Genomic DNA, 16,706 nt, shown 5'->3' on the forward strand with positions numbered 1-16,706 from the left:
AGTTTTCGTTCCACTGAGCGTCAGACCCCACTTTCAAAGTAAAGGTGGCTGACTATCAGCAAATTTTTCAGGTAAGCCGTAACCAGGCTATCAAGGATGTTAAAGAAGGCGTGTTTGAGTTAAGCCGTTCTGCGGTAATCTTTTACCCGAAAGAAGGGCGTTTTGACTGCGTCGCGCGCCCCTGGCTAACAGAGGCTGGCAGCCGATCAGCTCGTGGTATCTGGGAAATCGAATTTAACCATAAACTCCTGCCGTACATTTACGGCCTGACGAACCAGTTCACCACCTACTCGCTCCGCGATTGTGGCAGTCTTCGAAATCCCCGGACGATCCGCCTTTATGAAAGTCTTGCTCAATTCAAATCTTCAGGCTTATGGGTTACTACTCATGCTTGGTTAAATGACCGTTTCCTTTTGCCGGAATCCCAACAGAAGAATCTGGCAGAATTGAAACGATCTTTTCTTGATCCTGCATTAAAGCAGATAAACGAGAAAACCCCCTTGTTTGCTAAGTACCGTATTGATGATTCAGGGAAGTTTTTGTTCTCAATACTCGATAAGCAAAATCCCGTCTGACATAAACCAGCACCTTTGAGCCTGTCATTTGACAGGTTTTTTTAATTTCCGTCAGGAAGGTGGGTGCATTCCCACACGGCAGCGGCGCCCGGCAAGGTGGGCCGATTCCCACGTGGCAGCGGCGCCTGGCAAGGTGGGCCGATTCCCACGCGGCAGCGGCGCCCGGCAAGATGGGCGGATTTCCACACGGCAGCGGCGCCCGGCAAGGTGGGCCGATTCCCACGTGGCAGCGGCGCCTGGCAAGGTGGGCGGATTTCCACACGGCAGCGGCGCCCGGCAAGGTGGGCCGATTCCCACGCGGCAGCGGCGCCCGGCAAGATGGGCGGATTTCCACACGGCAGCGGCGCCCGGCAAGGTGGGCCGATTCCCACGTGGCAGCGGCGCCCGGCAAGATAGGCGGATTTCCACACGGCAGCGGCGCCCGGCAAGGTGGGCCGATTCCCACGCGGCAGCAGCGCCCGGCAAGATGGGCCGATTCCCACGTGGCAGCGGCGCCTGGCAAGGTGGGCCGATTTCCACACGGCAGCGGCGCCCGGCAAGGTGGGCCGATTCCCACGCGGCAGCAGCGCCCGGCAAGATGGGCCGATTCCCACGTGGCAGCGGCGCCTGGCAAGGTGGGCCGATTCCCACGCGGCAGCGGCGCCCGGCAAGATGGGCGGATTTCCACGCGGCAGCGGCGCCCGGCAAGATGGGCGGATTTCCACACGGCAGCGGCGCCCGGCAAGATGGGCGGATTTCCACACGGCAGCAGCGCCTGGCAAGGTGGGCCGATTCCCACGCGGCAGCGGCGCCCGGTGGGTATTTGCATTCACTTGACTCCCCATTTGCATTTTACTTGACTGCCTGTTTGCACTTCTCTTGGTCATCTCCAACAGAAAATAGAGACAGTTTCCTTCCGAGTTGACCGGCAGCTATGAGCGATCAACGGACATTCAAATGACGAACTACATATGAACTGGACAATGTAGTTCGTCATACTCATGATCCTTCAAATTTAAGGCTTTTTGATCACCTCAACGTTCAGGCTCGTAGTGCCATTCTCACGGCTTATCTGCCCGCTCACACGCACCAAATCCTGCGCATCGAAGTGCTGCCCGTTCCAGACTTTCTGTGGAATACGAACTTTGATGGTTCCGGTTGGATCGCGGAACGTATACCACTCTTCCTGCTGCTGGCTGATGACATTGCCTTCCAGTGTGATCCACGCCCCTTCGTGCATCGACGGCACGGCCTGAATGCGGCTTTGACTGTTTTCCTGCTGAACCTTATGACCGGCATACATGCGTTCAGTGGCGACTGGCTCTTTCTCTGCGGAGAAACCGCCTTGCGCTGCCAGGGCTGGAATGACGATGAATGAAGCGAGCAACACGCCGGTGACGTTGACGAGCTGGCGACGAATCTGACTGAAGTATTGTTTTTGCATAGCAGGTTCCATTTATGATTTCACATCCTCCCAGGGGGGATGCCTTTATAATAAATGAGCGGCTATAAAAGCTCAATTGCAATCCCCTGTGGGGGATGAAAATGTGACAGGCTTCAGAGATAAAAAACCCACCAATTGGTGGGTTCAGGCATGTGGCTTTTACAAGAGAAAATCAGCGGGTAACGCCGATCCAGCCATGGTAGCCCATGTAAATGCCGACCAGGGCTATCAGTACGCTTGAGAAGTATGGGGCACGGCGTGCCAGAGTATCCAGGCCACTCCAGCGTTTGGTTGCCTGGCGAACGCTAAACGCCGCAGCTGCACCCACAGAAACCAGCGTAATTGCTAAGCCGATGCTGAAACACAGTACCAGCGCGGCACCGAGCGTAAATTCCTTCACCTGGATGCAGAGCAGCAGAACGGTGATGGCCGCCGGGCAAGGAATAAGTCCGCCGGTCAGCCCAAACAGGATAATCTGCCCGGTGGTTACGCTGCGATTGGCAAAACGTTTCTTGATGTCGTTCGCATGGGCTTTTTCGTGAGCGTCCTGGTATTCGCGGGAATTAACATCCAGCCCCTCCAGTGCGGAGTGATCGTGGTCATGGTCGTGACCGTGCTCATGCTCGCGAAACTCCACATCATAATCGTGTACATGCCCACGATGGCCTAAAGACAGGCGCACATCAAAACTGTGTGGCTCAGGGATCGCCAGGGCTGATTCCATAAACCCGTCTTTTTCAACGAAGTCGAAAACCTGAGAATAGGTTCCATTGCCCCGCCTTGTGGCTACAGAAATGTTGCTGGCTTCCCACTTTCTGCCGCTGAGCGTACGTAAACGCCAGTGAGGTGGCTGTCCTTCCTCGAAAATAGAGAGTTCAACGCTGCCGTGGCCGGTATCTATAATCCGGGTTTCATCATGTTCGTGATGACCGTGGGAATGCTCCTCTTCCTGCTCCATTTTCCATAGCTTCTCACCGCGCCAGGTACGCCAGAACATCCATGCTGCCGTGGCAAGAATGATGATGGCCGAAATTAACTGGAACCAGGGCTCCGCAGATTCAGCGGTGAATTTCTGACTGACATACATCCCACCCATGGCAATGAGCCAGACCACAGAGGTGTGCGAAATGGTCGCCGCCAGTCCCAGCAGAACCGCTTGTTTCACCGTTCCACGAATAGCCACAATAAACGCCGCCATCATCGTTTTGGAGTGTCCTGGCTCCAGTCCGTGCAGCGCACCCAGCAGGATAGCGCTGGGAATAAACAGCCAGGCATTGGCTACGCCTTGCTGCAGAAGAGCAGAAAAATCAGTCATGTTTCGCTTGCCTTAAAGATATTTGGTGATCTCTTTAAATTCGCTTAGCGTTGTTTCAGTTCCGGCATGATCGGCATGAAGCGCATCCTCCAGGCAGTGATCAAGATGGTCATGAATTAAGGTACGCTTTGCATTCGTTATCGCTTTTTCAACCGCATGCAGCTGTTGGGCGATATCCAGACACGCTTTTTCATCTTCGAGCATCTGGATGGTACTTTTCAGGTGCCCGGCGGCACGCTTAAGTCTTTTAATAATGTCAGGGTGTGATGCGTGAACAGTCATATCTTATCCTCTCCAGGTGGAGGGGATAAGATAATGTGTATCATCGCTATGGTCACATTTTTTATCGGCTTATCCTCTCCTGCCTGGTTGTCTTTCAGGGAAATTACTTCTCTTTCTTCGGCCATGACGGATGTTCATCGTCGATGACGAAATCATGTTCATGAGTGGATGCATTATTCGTTTCGGCGTCGGTATGGCTGTGCAGCTGAACATATTCTTCATGCTCAGGACGCCAGATAAGCACGGCGGTGAGCAACGACAGCGCCGCTACGATGGTCAACGCGATGAACGAAGCCTGTGTGCCCCATGTCGCGCCGACCCATCCGGCCAGCGGATAAGTCACCAGCCAGCATGAATGCGACAATGCAAATTGAGCGGCAAATAGCGCGGGTCTGTCTTCCGCCGTTGATGAGCGGCGCAGCAGGCGGCCACTGGGGGTTTGAGAAAGTGAATATCCGACGCCCAGCAATGCCCAAAGCACAACCAGAGTGAAGTAATCCATCAGGAAAATACCCAGCCCCAGGCCAATCACCAAAAGCGCGGCCCCCACAAGCATCGGCATGCGGTCGCGCATTTTGTCGAGGAGTCTCGGGAGAACCAGTGCAGACACCATCGACCCGACACCGAAGAAGGCCAGCGCAATGGCAGTCGAGCGCTGTGATAAACCAAAGTCAGCCTGTACCAGAACAACGGTATTGACGATAACCATCGCGCTTGCCGCTGCCACGGCCATATTGAGTGCCAGCAGACCACGCAGCCTTGGTGTTTTCAGGAAGATGCGCATGCCTCGCGTCGTTTTGTCATAGACGCTGCGTTTGACGGTTAACGCTTTCATTTTTGGCAACGACACGGAAACAACCAGAGCCGCAGAGGCGAGGAATCCGACTGCCGTACCGGCAAACAAATTATGGAAACTCATGACTGTCAGCAGCGCCGCCGCCAGCATCGGGCTGATAACGCTTTCAAGATCGTAGGCCAGGCGTGACAGAGACAGCGCCCGGGTATATTCACGTTCGTCAGGGAGAATGTCCGGGATCGTCGCCTGGAAAGTCGGTGTAAACGCTGCCGAAGCAGACTGCAGGAAGAAGATCAAGATGTAGATTTCCCAGATCTGAGTGACAAAAGGCAGCGCGATCGCCACCAGAGCGCGGACTAAGTCCAGCGTCACCAGCATGGTGCGACGCGGGAATTTATCGGCAAAGGCCGCCGCTACCGGCGCAACCAGAATGTAGGCGCTCATCTTGATAGCCAGCGCGGTACCCAGCACAGCACCAGCCCTGTCTCCGGCCAGATCATAAGCTAGCAACCCCAGCGCGACGGTCGCCAGACCGGTGCCGATAAGGGCGATAACCTGTGCCATAAACAGGTGGCGATAGGTACGATTAGAAAGAATATTGAGCATCAGGAATTCTCTTGGCTTAAATTTACATCCCCCCCGGGGGGATGATGAAAGCATAGAGGGACCTGGAAAAAATGACAAGCATTATCCTGGTGGGGAGGATGAGTGATTTACCAACCATCTGATATGTTGAATAAAAAAAGCTTCAGGTATCCCAGCGTTATACCTGAAGCAGCATAAAAAGTGTCGAAGGTGTTATCACCGCTTCCTTGCGAAGCCCCTTCTGACGAGAAAGGTGTTAACTCAGAAGTCCCAGGCAGGTTTTCAGACTCAGCCGTGTGGCTTCAACATCGCTATGGACGATGGTGCACCAGTCATCACGGTTAGCCCGAACGTCGTCCAGCCAGCTATTCAGCGCCTGATTGAAGGCCATGGTTTTCTCGCGCTGAGGCCAGCTCATCTGGTTAGCGCTGTAAATATCCTGCCCGGGCTGTGGCATCTGTACGGTTTGCTGCGTCGACATCCGGGAAGTCACCGACCAGGTATCAGAGTTGCCATCCCAGGAAGGCATCACCGGGAAGCCCGCGCCGCGCAGGGCTATATCCCAGGTGGCATCAAACAGGCATGTTTTCCCGTTTAACTCAAAAGTCACGGTGTCATGAAATCCCTGGGTTTGCGGCAAAATAGCCAGTATTTCCGGAGGAACGGGCAAGTCAGCCCAGTCAAACTGCACCAGTTTTCGCCTTGCTGTAATCCCACCGGCAACCAGCAATCGTTCGGCCGCGGCGGCTTTATGACGACAGTCGCCAAAACCCTGCTCAAACAGGCTCATGCTTTGGTTATTCCATGACCCAAGCTGATAGGGCATTCGCCTGACCAGTTCAAAAATGGCTCTCCGCAGTTCCGTTGAGCCCGGTTGAAGCCCGAGCGACTGTAAAATCCAGCCCGGCGTTATCGTCTCCTTAGCAGTGCGGCGAGCGATAATTCTTTGCCATGTATCACTGACTTTTTCGGCCAGAGAGGCTGCCAGGGTTTCCCCCGGCAGTAATGTTGTCATCAGCAACGCTCCTGTGGTGGTGAGAAAATGTCTGCGCGTCAACATATCGGGCGTTACACCTCCACGCTGCGACGAAGTGCCGACATAACCAGTGATTCACAGACCACTTCATCGTCCTGTTCACGGTTTACCCCAGGGAAAACCATTTGACTCACCGGGGATGAACGAAGCCGGTGATAACGGGCAATCGCGCCATTCATTCCGCCCATTTGCTTACGTCGAACCAGCCGGAGTCCTTGCTCCCACGCGACTTCATCCATCGCGCTCGCCAGAACAGGATCATGATTGAAGATTAAGACGCCATCCCCTTTCAGCAGACGGGCTGCGCTGCGAAGGAATGCCGTGTAATCCTGTTCGAAATAGGCTGCGGCCTGAGAGTAGATAATATCGACCTCACCGGCCCGAACTCCCTGCTTCTCCAGTACGCACAGCCCGGCAGCCGTCACGTAGGGATGCTCAGTCACCCCCTTTGGCAGCGATTCGTGCCATGGCGTGAGATTGGTGAAATGCAGGAATGCGCTCTCCCCGAGCTGCTCCCTGAAGCTCTGGGCAAGTCCGGAAATTGCCGCCTGATGGCTGGTCGCTTCTTCAGCACGAAAACCTGCCCAGGCAGCACCAATTTCAAGGAAGGTGACGGTACCGTTTTTGTGATGAATGTTTTTTGCATGGTGGGCAATATCGAACCCAATTTCTCGCGCCAGACGAAACGAACCACCGCTGGAGGTCCAGGGGCCATCGAAACCAAAGGCAAGAATGGCTTTCAACATCGAGCCCGTTTCTTTGTGCATCATTTTCAGGAACGGAATGACCTTACGTCGTGAAGGAACAGGGACGTTCGGACGCAGTTTTTTGGCCTGGAGATCGCGATTAACGCCCATGCACAGTGTCTGCCAGTGCAGAGGGGTAATTCGATAATTAAGTTCAGTAAAATTACGCGCAATCTCGCGACGCGCCTGTATGGAGTCTGTGTACATAGCCTCTCCGCTAAATCTGAAGTTGGTAAACGCCAGGAAGCAAACTGCTACCGGCAACAGCCATCAGATCTGGCGGGTGCTTGGAGGGCGGTAAATGATGTCCGTGGCCTTAACCGGGCTGCGAAGATCGGCAAGCGGCAACCATCTGTCTGCTACAGGAGAGAGGGAGATCTCCACAGAGGGCGGCTGCTGAGGGGTTTCATGGAAATGGTCTGTCTGATGATGGCCTGCGTGACCAGACTGAGGGATATCCGAGTCGTGGGAGTGATCCTGCACTGTCATGGTGACTTCTGCATCATGCAGATTCATCTCGTAACCAGTCAGGCCGTTGGTACCGTGTGACGCAAACGTGCCCATCGACGACATCATCATGCCAACGGCCATGATGACAATCATCAGAATATAACGGGGTGAACGTTTAAACATCAGATACATCGCTGGCGTTTCTCTCAGGCAGTCTTCATAACATAGAGAAAAGATTAGCATCCCCCCGGGGAGGATGTAAGAGGCGAAAGTGTAAAGTCTTGTATTGCCGGAATGAATAAGATGGGCCCGCATTATACGGGCCCGATTAATCAGATTACGCGCTTAATGCTCTGGTATTCGCCATTGGTATCAAGCTGGATAGTAATCGTCTTTGAACCACGATTTCGCCAGAACCAGCCATGCTTACCGTCAAAGGCCGCCTGCAACACACCATCCTTTGAGGTTATCTGGCGGCCCTTACCATAGCCGTGGTAAAACCCTTTCGGTGCGTTAACCGGATCGCCGTGTGCATCCACGTTGACAGGTCCAGAGCTTGTCCACTGGTAAGTCACCCGGGCATCCTTACGCATTTCCATCTTAACTTCAGCCGCTTCATTCGGTTTCAGAGTAATTAACAGCTGATTGCGCTGAGAACCGGCAGTTGGGGCTTCTGGCGCACGAGTTGTCGCCGGAACGCTCAGCTCCGGGTAGTTGTTTTGCGTGATTGTCGGCGGGTTATCCGCCACCGGGCGCTCATTCGTCGGAGTGGTTGACTGCCCCCACTGGCTCGTACTCGCCTGTTTGTCCGTGGCGGCTTCCTCCGCCAGCTGCGTTTTGATTTCGCCCATCTGTTTAAGGCCCAGCAGGCGGCCAACGCCCGTTGGATCGATACCATATTCTGAAGGCATCACGATGGTTATCAGCAGCGTTAAAGCAACAATAGCCGCCAGGATAGTGGACTGCATCAGCTTCATCGCAGATGGCAGCTCTGCGCGGGTCGGTAAATCGGTGTTATACATTCTCTTTTCTCCCTCAGGCTAAAACGTAGCCACAAATCTGGTAACTCATTAACAGGAAACCGGCGCTCATCATCACCACATTGGCGGTGTAGGCATGGCGGAAAAAGCTCGCCGTCTGCCGCCAGTAACTCATGATGATAAGGATGGCGCTCAGCGCCAGAAGCTGACCTATCTCGACCCCGACATTGAAGGCAATCAGGTTGACGAACAGGCCATCGGGGGAAATTTCGAACTCCTTGATTTTGGTCGCCAGGCCAAAGCCGTGGAAGAAACCAAAGATAAGCGTCGCCATCTTCGTATTAGGCTGAAAGCCAAACCAGCGCTGGAACGCGCCAAGGTTATCAAGGGCTTTGTAGACCACAGACAGTCCGATAATGGCATCAATGAGATAAGCGCTTACGCTGATGTCAAAGAACGTCCCAATGAGCAGCGTTGTGGAGTGTCCGATAGCAAACAGGCTGACGTACAGCCCGATATCGCGCATTTTGTAGAGAAAGAAAATCACGCCGAACAGAAACAGCAGGTGATCGTAGCCGGTCACCATATGCTTCGCGCCAAGGTAGATAAACGGGATGATGTTAATCCCGGTGATTTCCTGGATGTACCCTTTGTCGCCTTCGGCTACGCCATGTGCGGCCGCACCCTGGCTGTAGAAAAGCAATAACAATATGAAAAACAGACAAGCCGAACGCGCCTGAGTCGAAAACAGGCCACCGCTCAACCGGCCTTGTAAATTAAGGCAGGTGTTCATACAAAATCCTTACAGTTTGAATAATAACGAATTAACAGCAGTTATTACGCAAACAGGGATCTCGGAGGGCGTTCGGGGGTGGCCTGTGGCATTCGCAGAATTTGTTCTGAACTCAGCGCAAAGGTCGCCCGTATGCCCGCGTTCCAGGCCTGCAAAGCAGTCAGGGTGAAGAGTTTGTTCAGATCGTGGGAATGATCGGCATTGAGGTGGTGCACATTACCGTGCGAGTGGAACAGCAGCGGATCGTGCTCATTCAGCGGTTCATCGCTATCGTGCTGATGGTCACTGATGGTCGTTGTATCCTGGACGTTGTAGACAGCCTGTGGTTTTGCCATAAGCGAACTGCTCAGCACGGCAACAGCCATGATGATAAGCACGATTCTGGAAATGACTTCACGGCTAAAAAACACAGTCAACGGCATCCTGATGATACAAGGTAACAACGTGCGTAATGTATCTGTTTTGCTGACCCCATTTCAACAGGTCTTTTGGGGTTGGGGGTTTAATCACTGCGGAATCGTAGCGTCCGCTTTTGGCACACAGCAGCCGTTAAGATGTAAGGCCTTACGCCAACTAAATCTAATGGGACAGATTTAGTTGGTGATGGTCAAGTAATCTGCAAACGGTCACCAAGTAAAATGCAAATGGGTAGTCAAGTCCGATGCAATTACGCAGCCCGGCAAGGTGGGCCGATTCCCATATCGACATGTATGTAGCTTGTGTTATCCGTGGATTGTGCAGCTCAGCGGGTCGCTGGTCGTATGGCGTAGTGTCCCCCGTAACCGGCCGCGTGCGGCCGCTAACGCGCAGTACGGCGCCGCGACCCGAAGGCGGGCCGCCGTTCCCGCGCGCAGGCGCGCGGCGCCCACTGCGCACCACCGTGGGGGACGTGCGGCAGCTGCGTGGCGGCGGGCTGGGTTATGGCTTTGCAGGGAGGGGCTGGGCCGGGCGATACGGTCAGCGTTGCGGTTTCCGGCGATTTGCGGCCGGTGCCCGTTTAAGTCCGGCGTGGTCGCCTTCCATGCCCTGACGGGCATAAGAAAATAAAACCGCCATGCTGCGGTCATTCATGATTTTGTGGTGTAGCGATAAATAGTCATGCGAGAAACGTTGAAGCGCTTAGCAACTGCACCAACTGTCATTTCAGGATCAGCAAGTAAGATTCTAATTTGTTTAACATCTTCTTCAGAAAGTGACGGTTTTCTCCCTCCCACACGGCCCCTTGCGCGTGCAGCTGCAAGGCCTGAGCGCGTTCTTTCAATATTGCGGTTGCGTTCAAAGCTAGAGAATATCGCCATCAGATGAGTATAGATTTCCCCTATAACTGGCGCATTTGTGTCTATTCTGTCCTTGATGGCTATGAAAGTTATTCCGCGTTTCTTCAGGTCGTCGAGTAAAGTAATGACTTGACCCAATGAACCGCCGAGCCGATCTAGTGCCCAAACTACTAGGGTATCTCCCTCGCGCAATGCTTTCAGGCAGTTCTCCAGTTCCGGCGCACCTTTTTTGTCGCGCTTGGGGCCGCTACGTGAGGTCTGATCCTGATAGATTTGCTCACATCCAGCTTTTGTTAGTTCGTCAACCTGGTGCGCCACATCCTGAAGATGCGTAGATTTACGTGCATAGCCGATTTTCATTCTTTTCTCGCTAATTAGTTATGGGGTTATTGTTATGTTGATACAGTAACGAGTTTTGTTACATGAGGGGAGTCATTTTTCGGGAGAAGTCAGGACTTTTCAAGACTGTCACAAAAACCATCGTTTTTGATACATTAATTGTGTCAACATTGTTGATACATTAGGGAAGGTGCGAACAAGTTCCTGATATGAGATCATCATATTCATCCGGAGCGCATCCCAGAGGGACATCATGAGCCATCAACTCACCTTCGCCGATAGTGAATTCAGCACTAAGCGCCGTCAGACCCGAAAAGAGATTTTCCTCTCCCGCATGGAGCAGATTCTGCCATGGCAGAATATGACCGCTGTCATCGAGCCGTTTTATCCCAAGGCGGGCAATGGCCGACGGCCCTATCCGCTGGAGACCATGCTGCGTATTCACTGCATGCAGCATTGGTACAACCTGAGCGACGGTGCCATGGAAGATGCCCTGTACGAAATCGCCTCCATGCGCCTGTTTGCCCGATTATCCCTGGATAGCGCCCTGCCGGATCGCACCACCATCATGAATTTCCGCCACCTGCTCGAGCAGCATCAACTGGCCCGTCAATTGTTCAAGACCATCAATCGCTGGCTGGCCGAAGCAGGCGTCATGATGACCCAAGGCACTTTGGTGGATGCCACCATCATTGAGGCACCCAGCTCTACCAAGAACAAAGAGCAGCAACGCGATCCGGAGATGCATCAGACCAAGAAAGGCAATCAGTGGCACTTTGGCATGAAGGCCCACATTGGTGTCGATGCCAAGAGTGGCCTGACCCACAGCCTAGTCACCACCGCGGCCAACGAGCATGACCTCAATCAGCTGGGTAATCTGCTTCATGGAGAGGAGCAATTTGTCTCAGCCGATGCCGGCTACCAAGGAGCGCCACAGCGCGAGGAGCTGGCCGAGGTGGATGTGGACTGGCTGATCGCCGAGCGTCCCGGCAGGGTAAAAACCTTGAAGCAGCATCCGCGCAAGAACAAAACGGCCATCAACATCGAATACATGAAAGCCAGCATCCGGGCCAGGGTGGAGCACCCGTTTCGCATCATCAAGCGGCAGTTCGGCTTCGTGAAAGCCAGATACAAGGGGCTGCTGAAAAACGATAACCAACTGGCGATGTTATTCACCCTGGCCAACCTGTTTCGGGTGGACCAAATGATACGTCAGTGGGAGAGATCTCAGTAAAAACCGGAAATAACGCCAGAAATGGTGGAAAAAATAGCCTAAATAGGCTGATTCGATGTGTTTGCGGGAAAAAAATCGGCCCAGATCCGCGAAATTTTAATCAGCGAGTCAGCTTGGGAAGAAATGACCTGCTTATTCGCACCTTCCTTAGATTATTTTCTTCGTGCAATTCATTGAACCAGTCTTGAATTGCCTGCACTAGTTCGGGGTGCTTAACTGCATTGACCGTTCTGAATAAGGATGAAATGGCAATACTGACATCATCAAACCCTCTTATTACGGAACGATTACGTGCCGTGAGAAATCGGTTAAAGTCTGGCGTGCCTGGGGTAATAGTTACTGTAGCCATGCCGTAATGTTCATTTTTACTTTGCACGACCCTACGGCTATTATCGGACGCATGAGGGGAGCGGGTATTTACGTCAGGTACCTTATGCTCGCTTTCATTCATTGTTACATCGGTCATTGTGCCACCTCTGATTTTGAGTATTGACGGACTTTTCGTCCCAGTTCGATATATGCAGCATGGTAGAACTCAAGTAATTCTCTGTAGGGTTCCAGTAATCCCTCCGTTTTTTCAATCATTTCATATTCCCAGCTGGCATGATTAACAAAGCAGCTTTTCGTATATTTTCCACTTTTCATCGGTGAAATCCGTTTCGACATGTGACTAGGTGGCCTGTTTTTATACGGGCTAAACTGATGCCAGGTAATGGTGACTTTCCTGGCATTACCAATTAGCTCAACTTTTGGTGCATATGAACCCAGATACTCCTTCTTTAGAGTTTTGCTATCCCTGGGTAAATTCCTCTCAATGTGATTCCGTTCTTTCCACTCGATCCAATAATTGGTGATCAGTTCTTCAGCCTCTTCTCGAAGAACATCGATTTGTGAGCGCAATAAAGTACGTGAAATCTCTAATGACTTTAATAGCTTCGATTTAGACATGGGGCCTCCTGATGTGAAATCACTATACCGAAGTGATTTTCAATTTTTTTTCACGAACGGGACTTTTTTCTGTGAATTTTTTCGAGAATTTTGCATGGCAAATTTAAGAATGGAGGAAGCACTGAGAGTGAGTGACATCAGATGTAAACGGGAACGGCCAAAAGGTCCGCATTTTATCGTGGAAGAAAAGTAACTTTTCCAGCAATGCTTATTGCTGAGATCGTGATCTGAAAAGAACTGTTTTACCTACTAAGTTATACATCTATCTAGTGCCACTTTTTAAAGGAAAGTGACCCTATGATTTTGACGCATAGTGCCACTTTTAAAAAAAGTGACCCTATGTCGTGATTACATAGGGTCACTTTTCATCAAGAAGTGACCCTATGTCGATGGTGCATAGGGCCACTTTTCAGCAAAAAGTGACCCTATGTAGTAGTCATGTTAAACAATCGAAAAAATAATCATGCTTACGCGCATTTTTCCCTAAGGTTATTGCTACTTAATGCCGATAACGACTCAGGCTTTGAGGTTTTTTTATACGGTTCACATTTCGTTAGCAAGGTCAGGGTTTTTTGATAAAATTCTGGTTAGTTTGGTTAAAAAGTGTTACAAGTATGGGTAATGGCTGAAAGGTTAGTTTTAAGGTTCAAAGCGGCAGTATTAAAATTCCAAAAGTTACTTTTCATCCTTCAGAATCCAGACCTTAATTTCATGTAGAAGATTCGTACAATTGTATTGGCGCAAGGACAATCCGCACATGTCAGAATCAGATAACATCACGCGTAACTTACTCGGTAAACTATTACGTACCGAGATTTCGATTATTCGTAGTTACCGTGCCTTCTTAATGTTATTGCCTCTTCATGGATCTTCTAAGTATCAAACTGGATCACCACTCCTCCAACGCCGACTATTTGGTAATGGATTTGGAGCTATGATTGATAATGCATTTGAAGTTGAAACTCGGCCAGGAAGCTTCCTCGTTCCTCGTTCTTTAAGTAAAGAGATCTCTTGGGACAAATTCTTTGTAGCTGTAGTTGATGGCGACACTAACGTCATTCGAGAATATGACAGTGAAGATACTGACTTCGGCATTTACAATGAAGGTGAAAAAGTAACTTTGCTCAGCGGGCAGGAGGAATTTTATAATCCGAGAAAAATTCAGCAACTACGTTCTAAGTGTGTAGACATTCAAAATGATTACTTAATGCAAGTTTTCTTTATGTCAATGCTTGCACCTGAGTTTGTTAGTATCTTTTTTGGATTAAAACCTACCACCGTGGAGGCAATAAAAGATGTCGGGATGTCATCACTTAAATTAATTAATGATGTCGTTCTCTTTCCACGAACAATTCCCTTTACGCCAGGTCTGGGGGATGACAGTGCTACGCTAAAATCAAAGGTATTTGCTTGGGCATACGAAATATCTGCCGATATTCGTTTGGGTAAAGTTAGTGACGTTTTAATGGAATTACTGCGTTACGACACTATGTTTACATGCCACCGTCAGGATGTGTTCAATACTTTGGCAAATAAAGTGCTCTTGAAGGATTATTGAATATGGCTAAAGTCGATCAAACTAAAGCTAACATGTTATTGAGCGCTACAAAAACGATGTCTCTTGGTGCCAATAAAAACTCCATAAGGATACTCGGTAATGACTCCAACTTATTGATAGTGTTTTATGTTCAGATAATGCCCGATGACTTTGTCATGCAGCTCCACCGATTTTGAGAACGACAGCGACTTCCGTCCCAGCCGTGCCAGGTGCTGCCTCAGATTCAGGTTATGCCGCTCAATTCGCTGCGTATATCGCTTGCTGATTACGTGCAGCTTTCCCTTCAGGCGGGATTCATACAGCGGCCAGCCATCCGTCATCCATATCACCACGTCAAAGGGTGACAGCAGGCTCATAAGACGCCCCAGCGTCGCCATAGTGCGTTCACCGAATACGTGCGCAACAACCGTCTTCAGGAGCCTGTCATACGCGTAAAACAGCCAGCGCTGGCGCGATTTAGCCCCGACATAGCCCCACTGTTCGTCCATTTCCGCGCAGACGATGACGTCACTGCCCGGCTGTATGCGCGAGGTTACCGACTGCGGCCTGAGTTTTTTAAGTGACGTAAAATCGTGTTGAGGCCAACGCCCATAATGCGGGCGGTTGCCCGGCATCCAACGCCATTCATGGCCATATCAATGATTTTCTGGTGCGTACCGGGTTGAGAAGCGGTGTAAGTGAACTGCAGTTGCCATGTTTTACGGCAGTGAGAGCAGAGATAGCGCTGATGTCCGGCGGTGCTTTTGCCGTTACGCACCACCCCGTCAGTAGCTGAACAGGAGGGACAGCTGATAGAAACAGAAGCCACTGGAGCACCTCAAAAACACCATCATACACTAAATCAGTAAGTTGGCAGCATCACCGACTTCCACATCAAGGCGGCGCCAGTAATGCTTTTGTGATACCGTCTCAGATCCCACGATCCCACTGACGGGCTTATAGTCATAGTCCGTCTGAGTCTGCCCGTGTTTAACTTTCCTCGTTATTTTCTTCTCGACGACATATCCGGTTACGCCCGTCACTGGCTGTTCACTGTATTGCAGATTTTCCTGGGTCTTGCTGTAACTGAATCTGAGAATATAGTCGGGAACATGGCTGGAAATATTAAACCCTATACCCGTTAACCCATTCGAAAACCGGGCTGCAAACATCCGCGACTGTATACTGTCATCCGGCGCTACAATTTCAAATTTCTTGTCGCCTACCGGCCTGGACATTAAATCGTAAGCATCAACGTCATTTCCAAAATGATAGCCGCACCCACATAAGAACGTTGTGGCGGTAAGTAATAAAAAATGCCGTAACATTCTAATTTCTCCAAAAAGGTTCTTTAACGAATAATTCCGATGTGTTGTGACAGTATAATCGAACGTAGATTGATAACTAACAAGTTAAAATGCTTAAAGGTGGCTATGACTAAATTAAATTATTTAAACCCGTGGTGTCTGTTTTAATTTCTGCGGTGATTGCAGCGGCTGGCTCTGTATATATCACGTCGAAATATTTTAAAACTGAGCTCCCCGGTAACGATGAAATAGGAAGAGTCGCGGCTACCTATCTGGTAAAAAAACCCCAGTATCTGCTTGAAGCGGGTAAGGCGCTTGAGAACCTGAACACTAACGCCTCCCTTGAGCGGATCATCCCTTACGCCCCGGCTCTCTTCGAGACCAAAGAGACACCTAACATTGGACCTGATAATGCTGCCGTCGCCGTCGTCGAGTTTTTCGACTACCAGTGCCATTTCTGTATGAAGGTAGCGCCGGTCGTTGAATCCGTGTTGAGCCAGAGCAGCGATGTTAAATTCTTCTTTAAAGAATTTCCAATCTTCGCTGGTTCGAAACCCGTTTCTGCGATGGGGGCGGCAACTGGCCTGCATGTTTATCAGACATTCGGCGCTGAAGCGTATCGTAAGTACCACAACAACCTGATGACCAGTGCGTATGTATTCTTCAATAACCAGCGTGAGTTTACACTCAGTGATTTAGACATGGTTGTGAACAAATCCGGGTTCAACAGCTCATTCGGCGACCGTGAGAAAGGCCGCTATGAGAATGTCATCTCCGGAAACATGCAGTTGGGTGAAGCTCTCGGGATCAACGGAACGCCAGGGTTCATTATCATGAACATGCAAAAACCCGACGCTGCAACGACATCATTCATCCCGGGCGCTGTTGACGAGGCCACCCTGAAATATGCAATCCAGAAGGCTCGTGGTGGCTAAAGTTACTTTTGTTTCCGGAAATTATCGGTTAACAGCGACATGGATGTCAGGTTTTTATGAAAAGTAGCACGTTCCAGCGACTAGTATATCGTGGAGACAGCCTGGACTGATTCATCATGGAATCCTGCTGATCCCTTCGATAACCAGA

At 50.9% G+C, this 16,706-nt stretch carries 21 protein-coding genes; 5 read left to right on the forward strand and 16 right to left on the reverse strand.

Features of this window, described 5'->3' with window-relative positions:
* Positions 1-44 precede the first annotated feature (44 nt).
* Positions 45-575: a replication initiation protein gene (locus HVZ39_RS25770; protein WP_020326994.1), complete on the forward strand. Its 531-nt coding sequence runs from the start codon at positions 45-47 to the stop codon at positions 573-575.
* 994 nt (positions 576-1,569) lie between these two features.
* Here HVZ39_RS25770 and HVZ39_RS25775 read toward each other — a convergent pair.
* The 11 genes from HVZ39_RS25775 to HVZ39_RS25825 form a co-directional block, all read right to left on the reverse strand.
* Complete coding sequence (locus tag HVZ39_RS25775; RefSeq protein WP_135695985.1) at positions 1,570-2,010, reverse strand: NirD/YgiW/YdeI family stress tolerance protein; 441 nt, start codon at positions 2,008-2,010, stop codon at positions 1,570-1,572.
* A 160-nt stretch (positions 2,011-2,170) separates the two neighbouring features.
* A complete protein-coding gene (locus HVZ39_RS25780) occupies positions 2,171-3,313 on the reverse strand; it encodes a nickel/cobalt efflux protein RcnA (protein ID WP_029602872.1) in 1,143 nt (380 codons plus the stop codon).
* A gap of 12 nt (positions 3,314-3,325) precedes the next feature.
* A complete protein-coding gene (locus HVZ39_RS25785; RefSeq protein WP_009653703.1) occupies positions 3,326-3,595 on the reverse strand; it encodes a metal-sensing transcriptional repressor in 270 nt (89 codons plus the stop codon).
* Positions 3,596-3,698: 103 nt separating this feature from the next.
* Positions 3,699-4,997 carry an MFS transporter gene (gene nirA / locus HVZ39_RS25790; RefSeq protein ID WP_029602873.1) on the reverse strand — a complete coding sequence of 433 codons (1,299 nt, stop codon included), beginning with the start codon at positions 4,995-4,997 and terminating at the stop codon, positions 3,699-3,701.
* Between the two features lie 235 nt (positions 4,998-5,232).
* On the reverse strand, positions 5,233-5,991 hold the full coding sequence (locus HVZ39_RS25795) for a hypothetical protein (RefSeq protein WP_029602874.1): 759 nt from the start codon (positions 5,989-5,991) through the stop codon (positions 5,233-5,235).
* 53 nt (positions 5,992-6,044) lie between these two features.
* Positions 6,045-6,965 carry a hypothetical protein gene (locus HVZ39_RS25800; RefSeq protein WP_029602875.1) on the reverse strand — a complete coding sequence of 307 codons (921 nt, stop codon included), beginning with the start codon at positions 6,963-6,965 and terminating at the stop codon, positions 6,045-6,047.
* A gap of 63 nt (positions 6,966-7,028) precedes the next feature.
* Positions 7,029-7,391, reverse strand: a complete 363-nt coding sequence (locus tag HVZ39_RS25805) for a hypothetical protein (RefSeq protein WP_223610883.1) — start codon at positions 7,389-7,391, stop codon at positions 7,029-7,031.
* Positions 7,392-7,540: 149 nt separating this feature from the next.
* Positions 7,541-8,230: a hypothetical protein gene (locus HVZ39_RS25810; RefSeq protein WP_029602877.1), complete on the reverse strand. Its 690-nt coding sequence runs from the start codon at positions 8,228-8,230 to the stop codon at positions 7,541-7,543.
* 13 nt (positions 8,231-8,243) lie between these two features.
* Positions 8,244-8,981 (reverse strand): HupE/UreJ family protein, encoded by a 738-nt coding sequence (locus HVZ39_RS25815; RefSeq protein ID WP_009654087.1) that lies wholly within the window; start codon positions 8,979-8,981, stop codon positions 8,244-8,246.
* 44 nt (positions 8,982-9,025) lie between these two features.
* Positions 9,026-9,391: a hypothetical protein gene (locus tag HVZ39_RS25820; protein ID WP_029602878.1), complete on the reverse strand. Its 366-nt coding sequence runs from the start codon at positions 9,389-9,391 to the stop codon at positions 9,026-9,028.
* A gap of 657 nt (positions 9,392-10,048) precedes the next feature.
* Positions 10,049-10,618, reverse strand: coding sequence for a recombinase family protein (locus HVZ39_RS25825; protein ID WP_001749988.1), 570 nt, complete (start codon positions 10,616-10,618; stop codon positions 10,049-10,051).
* 232 nt (positions 10,619-10,850) lie between these two features.
* Between HVZ39_RS25825 and HVZ39_RS25830 the strand changes: the two genes are divergently transcribed.
* Entirely contained in the window at positions 10,851-11,831 is a 981-nt protein-coding gene (locus HVZ39_RS25830; protein ID WP_000019450.1) for an IS5-like element ISKpn26 family transposase, read from the forward strand.
* Positions 11,813-12,019 (forward strand): hypothetical protein, encoded by a 207-nt coding sequence (locus HVZ39_RS26850; RefSeq protein ID WP_123009397.1) that lies wholly within the window; start codon positions 11,813-11,815, stop codon positions 12,017-12,019. Before HVZ39_RS25830 ends, HVZ39_RS26850 begins: the two co-directional genes overlap by 19 nt.
* On the opposite strand, the gene HVZ39_RS25835 is transcribed toward HVZ39_RS26850, so the two are convergent.
* Together HVZ39_RS25835 and mobI are read right to left on the reverse strand one after the other, a co-directional pair.
* Positions 11,932-12,297, reverse strand: coding sequence for a hypothetical protein (locus tag HVZ39_RS25835; protein WP_001515713.1), 366 nt, complete (start codon positions 12,295-12,297; stop codon positions 11,932-11,934). The two genes, HVZ39_RS26850 and HVZ39_RS25835, sit on opposite strands and share 88 nt — an antisense overlap.
* Entirely contained in the window at positions 12,294-12,779 is a 486-nt protein-coding gene (gene mobI, locus HVZ39_RS25840; protein WP_000045622.1) for a conjugative transfer protein MobI(A/C), read from the reverse strand. Before mobI ends, HVZ39_RS25835 begins: the two co-directional genes overlap by 4 nt.
* 757 nt (positions 12,780-13,536) lie before the next feature.
* Here mobI and HVZ39_RS25845 point away from each other — a divergent pair.
* On the forward strand, positions 13,537-14,337 hold the full coding sequence (locus HVZ39_RS25845; protein ID WP_001515712.1) for a hypothetical protein: 801 nt from the start codon (positions 13,537-13,539) through the stop codon (positions 14,335-14,337).
* A gap of 110 nt (positions 14,338-14,447) precedes the next feature.
* Here HVZ39_RS25845 and HVZ39_RS25850 read toward each other — a convergent pair.
* Both HVZ39_RS25850 and HVZ39_RS25855 read right to left on the reverse strand, forming a co-directional pair.
* A protein-coding gene (locus tag HVZ39_RS25850; protein ID WP_231392228.1) for an IS1-like element IS1A family transposase occupies positions 14,448-15,145 on the reverse strand; the annotation gives its coding sequence in 2 pieces (ribosomal slippage) (positions 14,448-14,896 and positions 14,896-15,145; 699 coding nt in all).
* A 28-nt stretch (positions 15,146-15,173) separates the two neighbouring features.
* Complete coding sequence (locus HVZ39_RS25855) at positions 15,174-15,644, reverse strand: hypothetical protein (protein WP_016156522.1); 471 nt, start codon at positions 15,642-15,644, stop codon at positions 15,174-15,176.
* A 134-nt stretch (positions 15,645-15,778) separates the two neighbouring features.
* On the opposite strand from HVZ39_RS25855, the gene HVZ39_RS25860 reads away from it, so the two are divergent.
* Positions 15,779-16,558 (forward strand): DsbA family protein, encoded by a 780-nt coding sequence (locus HVZ39_RS25860; protein WP_225623106.1) that lies wholly within the window; start codon positions 15,779-15,781, stop codon positions 16,556-16,558.
* 46 nt (positions 16,559-16,604) lie between these two features.
* On the opposite strand, the gene HVZ39_RS26775 is transcribed toward HVZ39_RS25860, so the two are convergent.
* Positions 16,605-16,676, reverse strand: a complete 72-nt coding sequence (locus HVZ39_RS26775; RefSeq protein WP_071528507.1) for a DUF4113 domain-containing protein — start codon at positions 16,674-16,676, stop codon at positions 16,605-16,607.
* Between the last annotated feature and the right edge of the window lie 30 nt (positions 16,677-16,706).

The organism is Citrobacter sp. RHB35-C21 (assembly GCF_013816515.1).
GTDB classification, from domain to species: domain Bacteria; phylum Pseudomonadota; class Gammaproteobacteria; order Enterobacterales; family Enterobacteriaceae; genus Citrobacter; species Citrobacter braakii.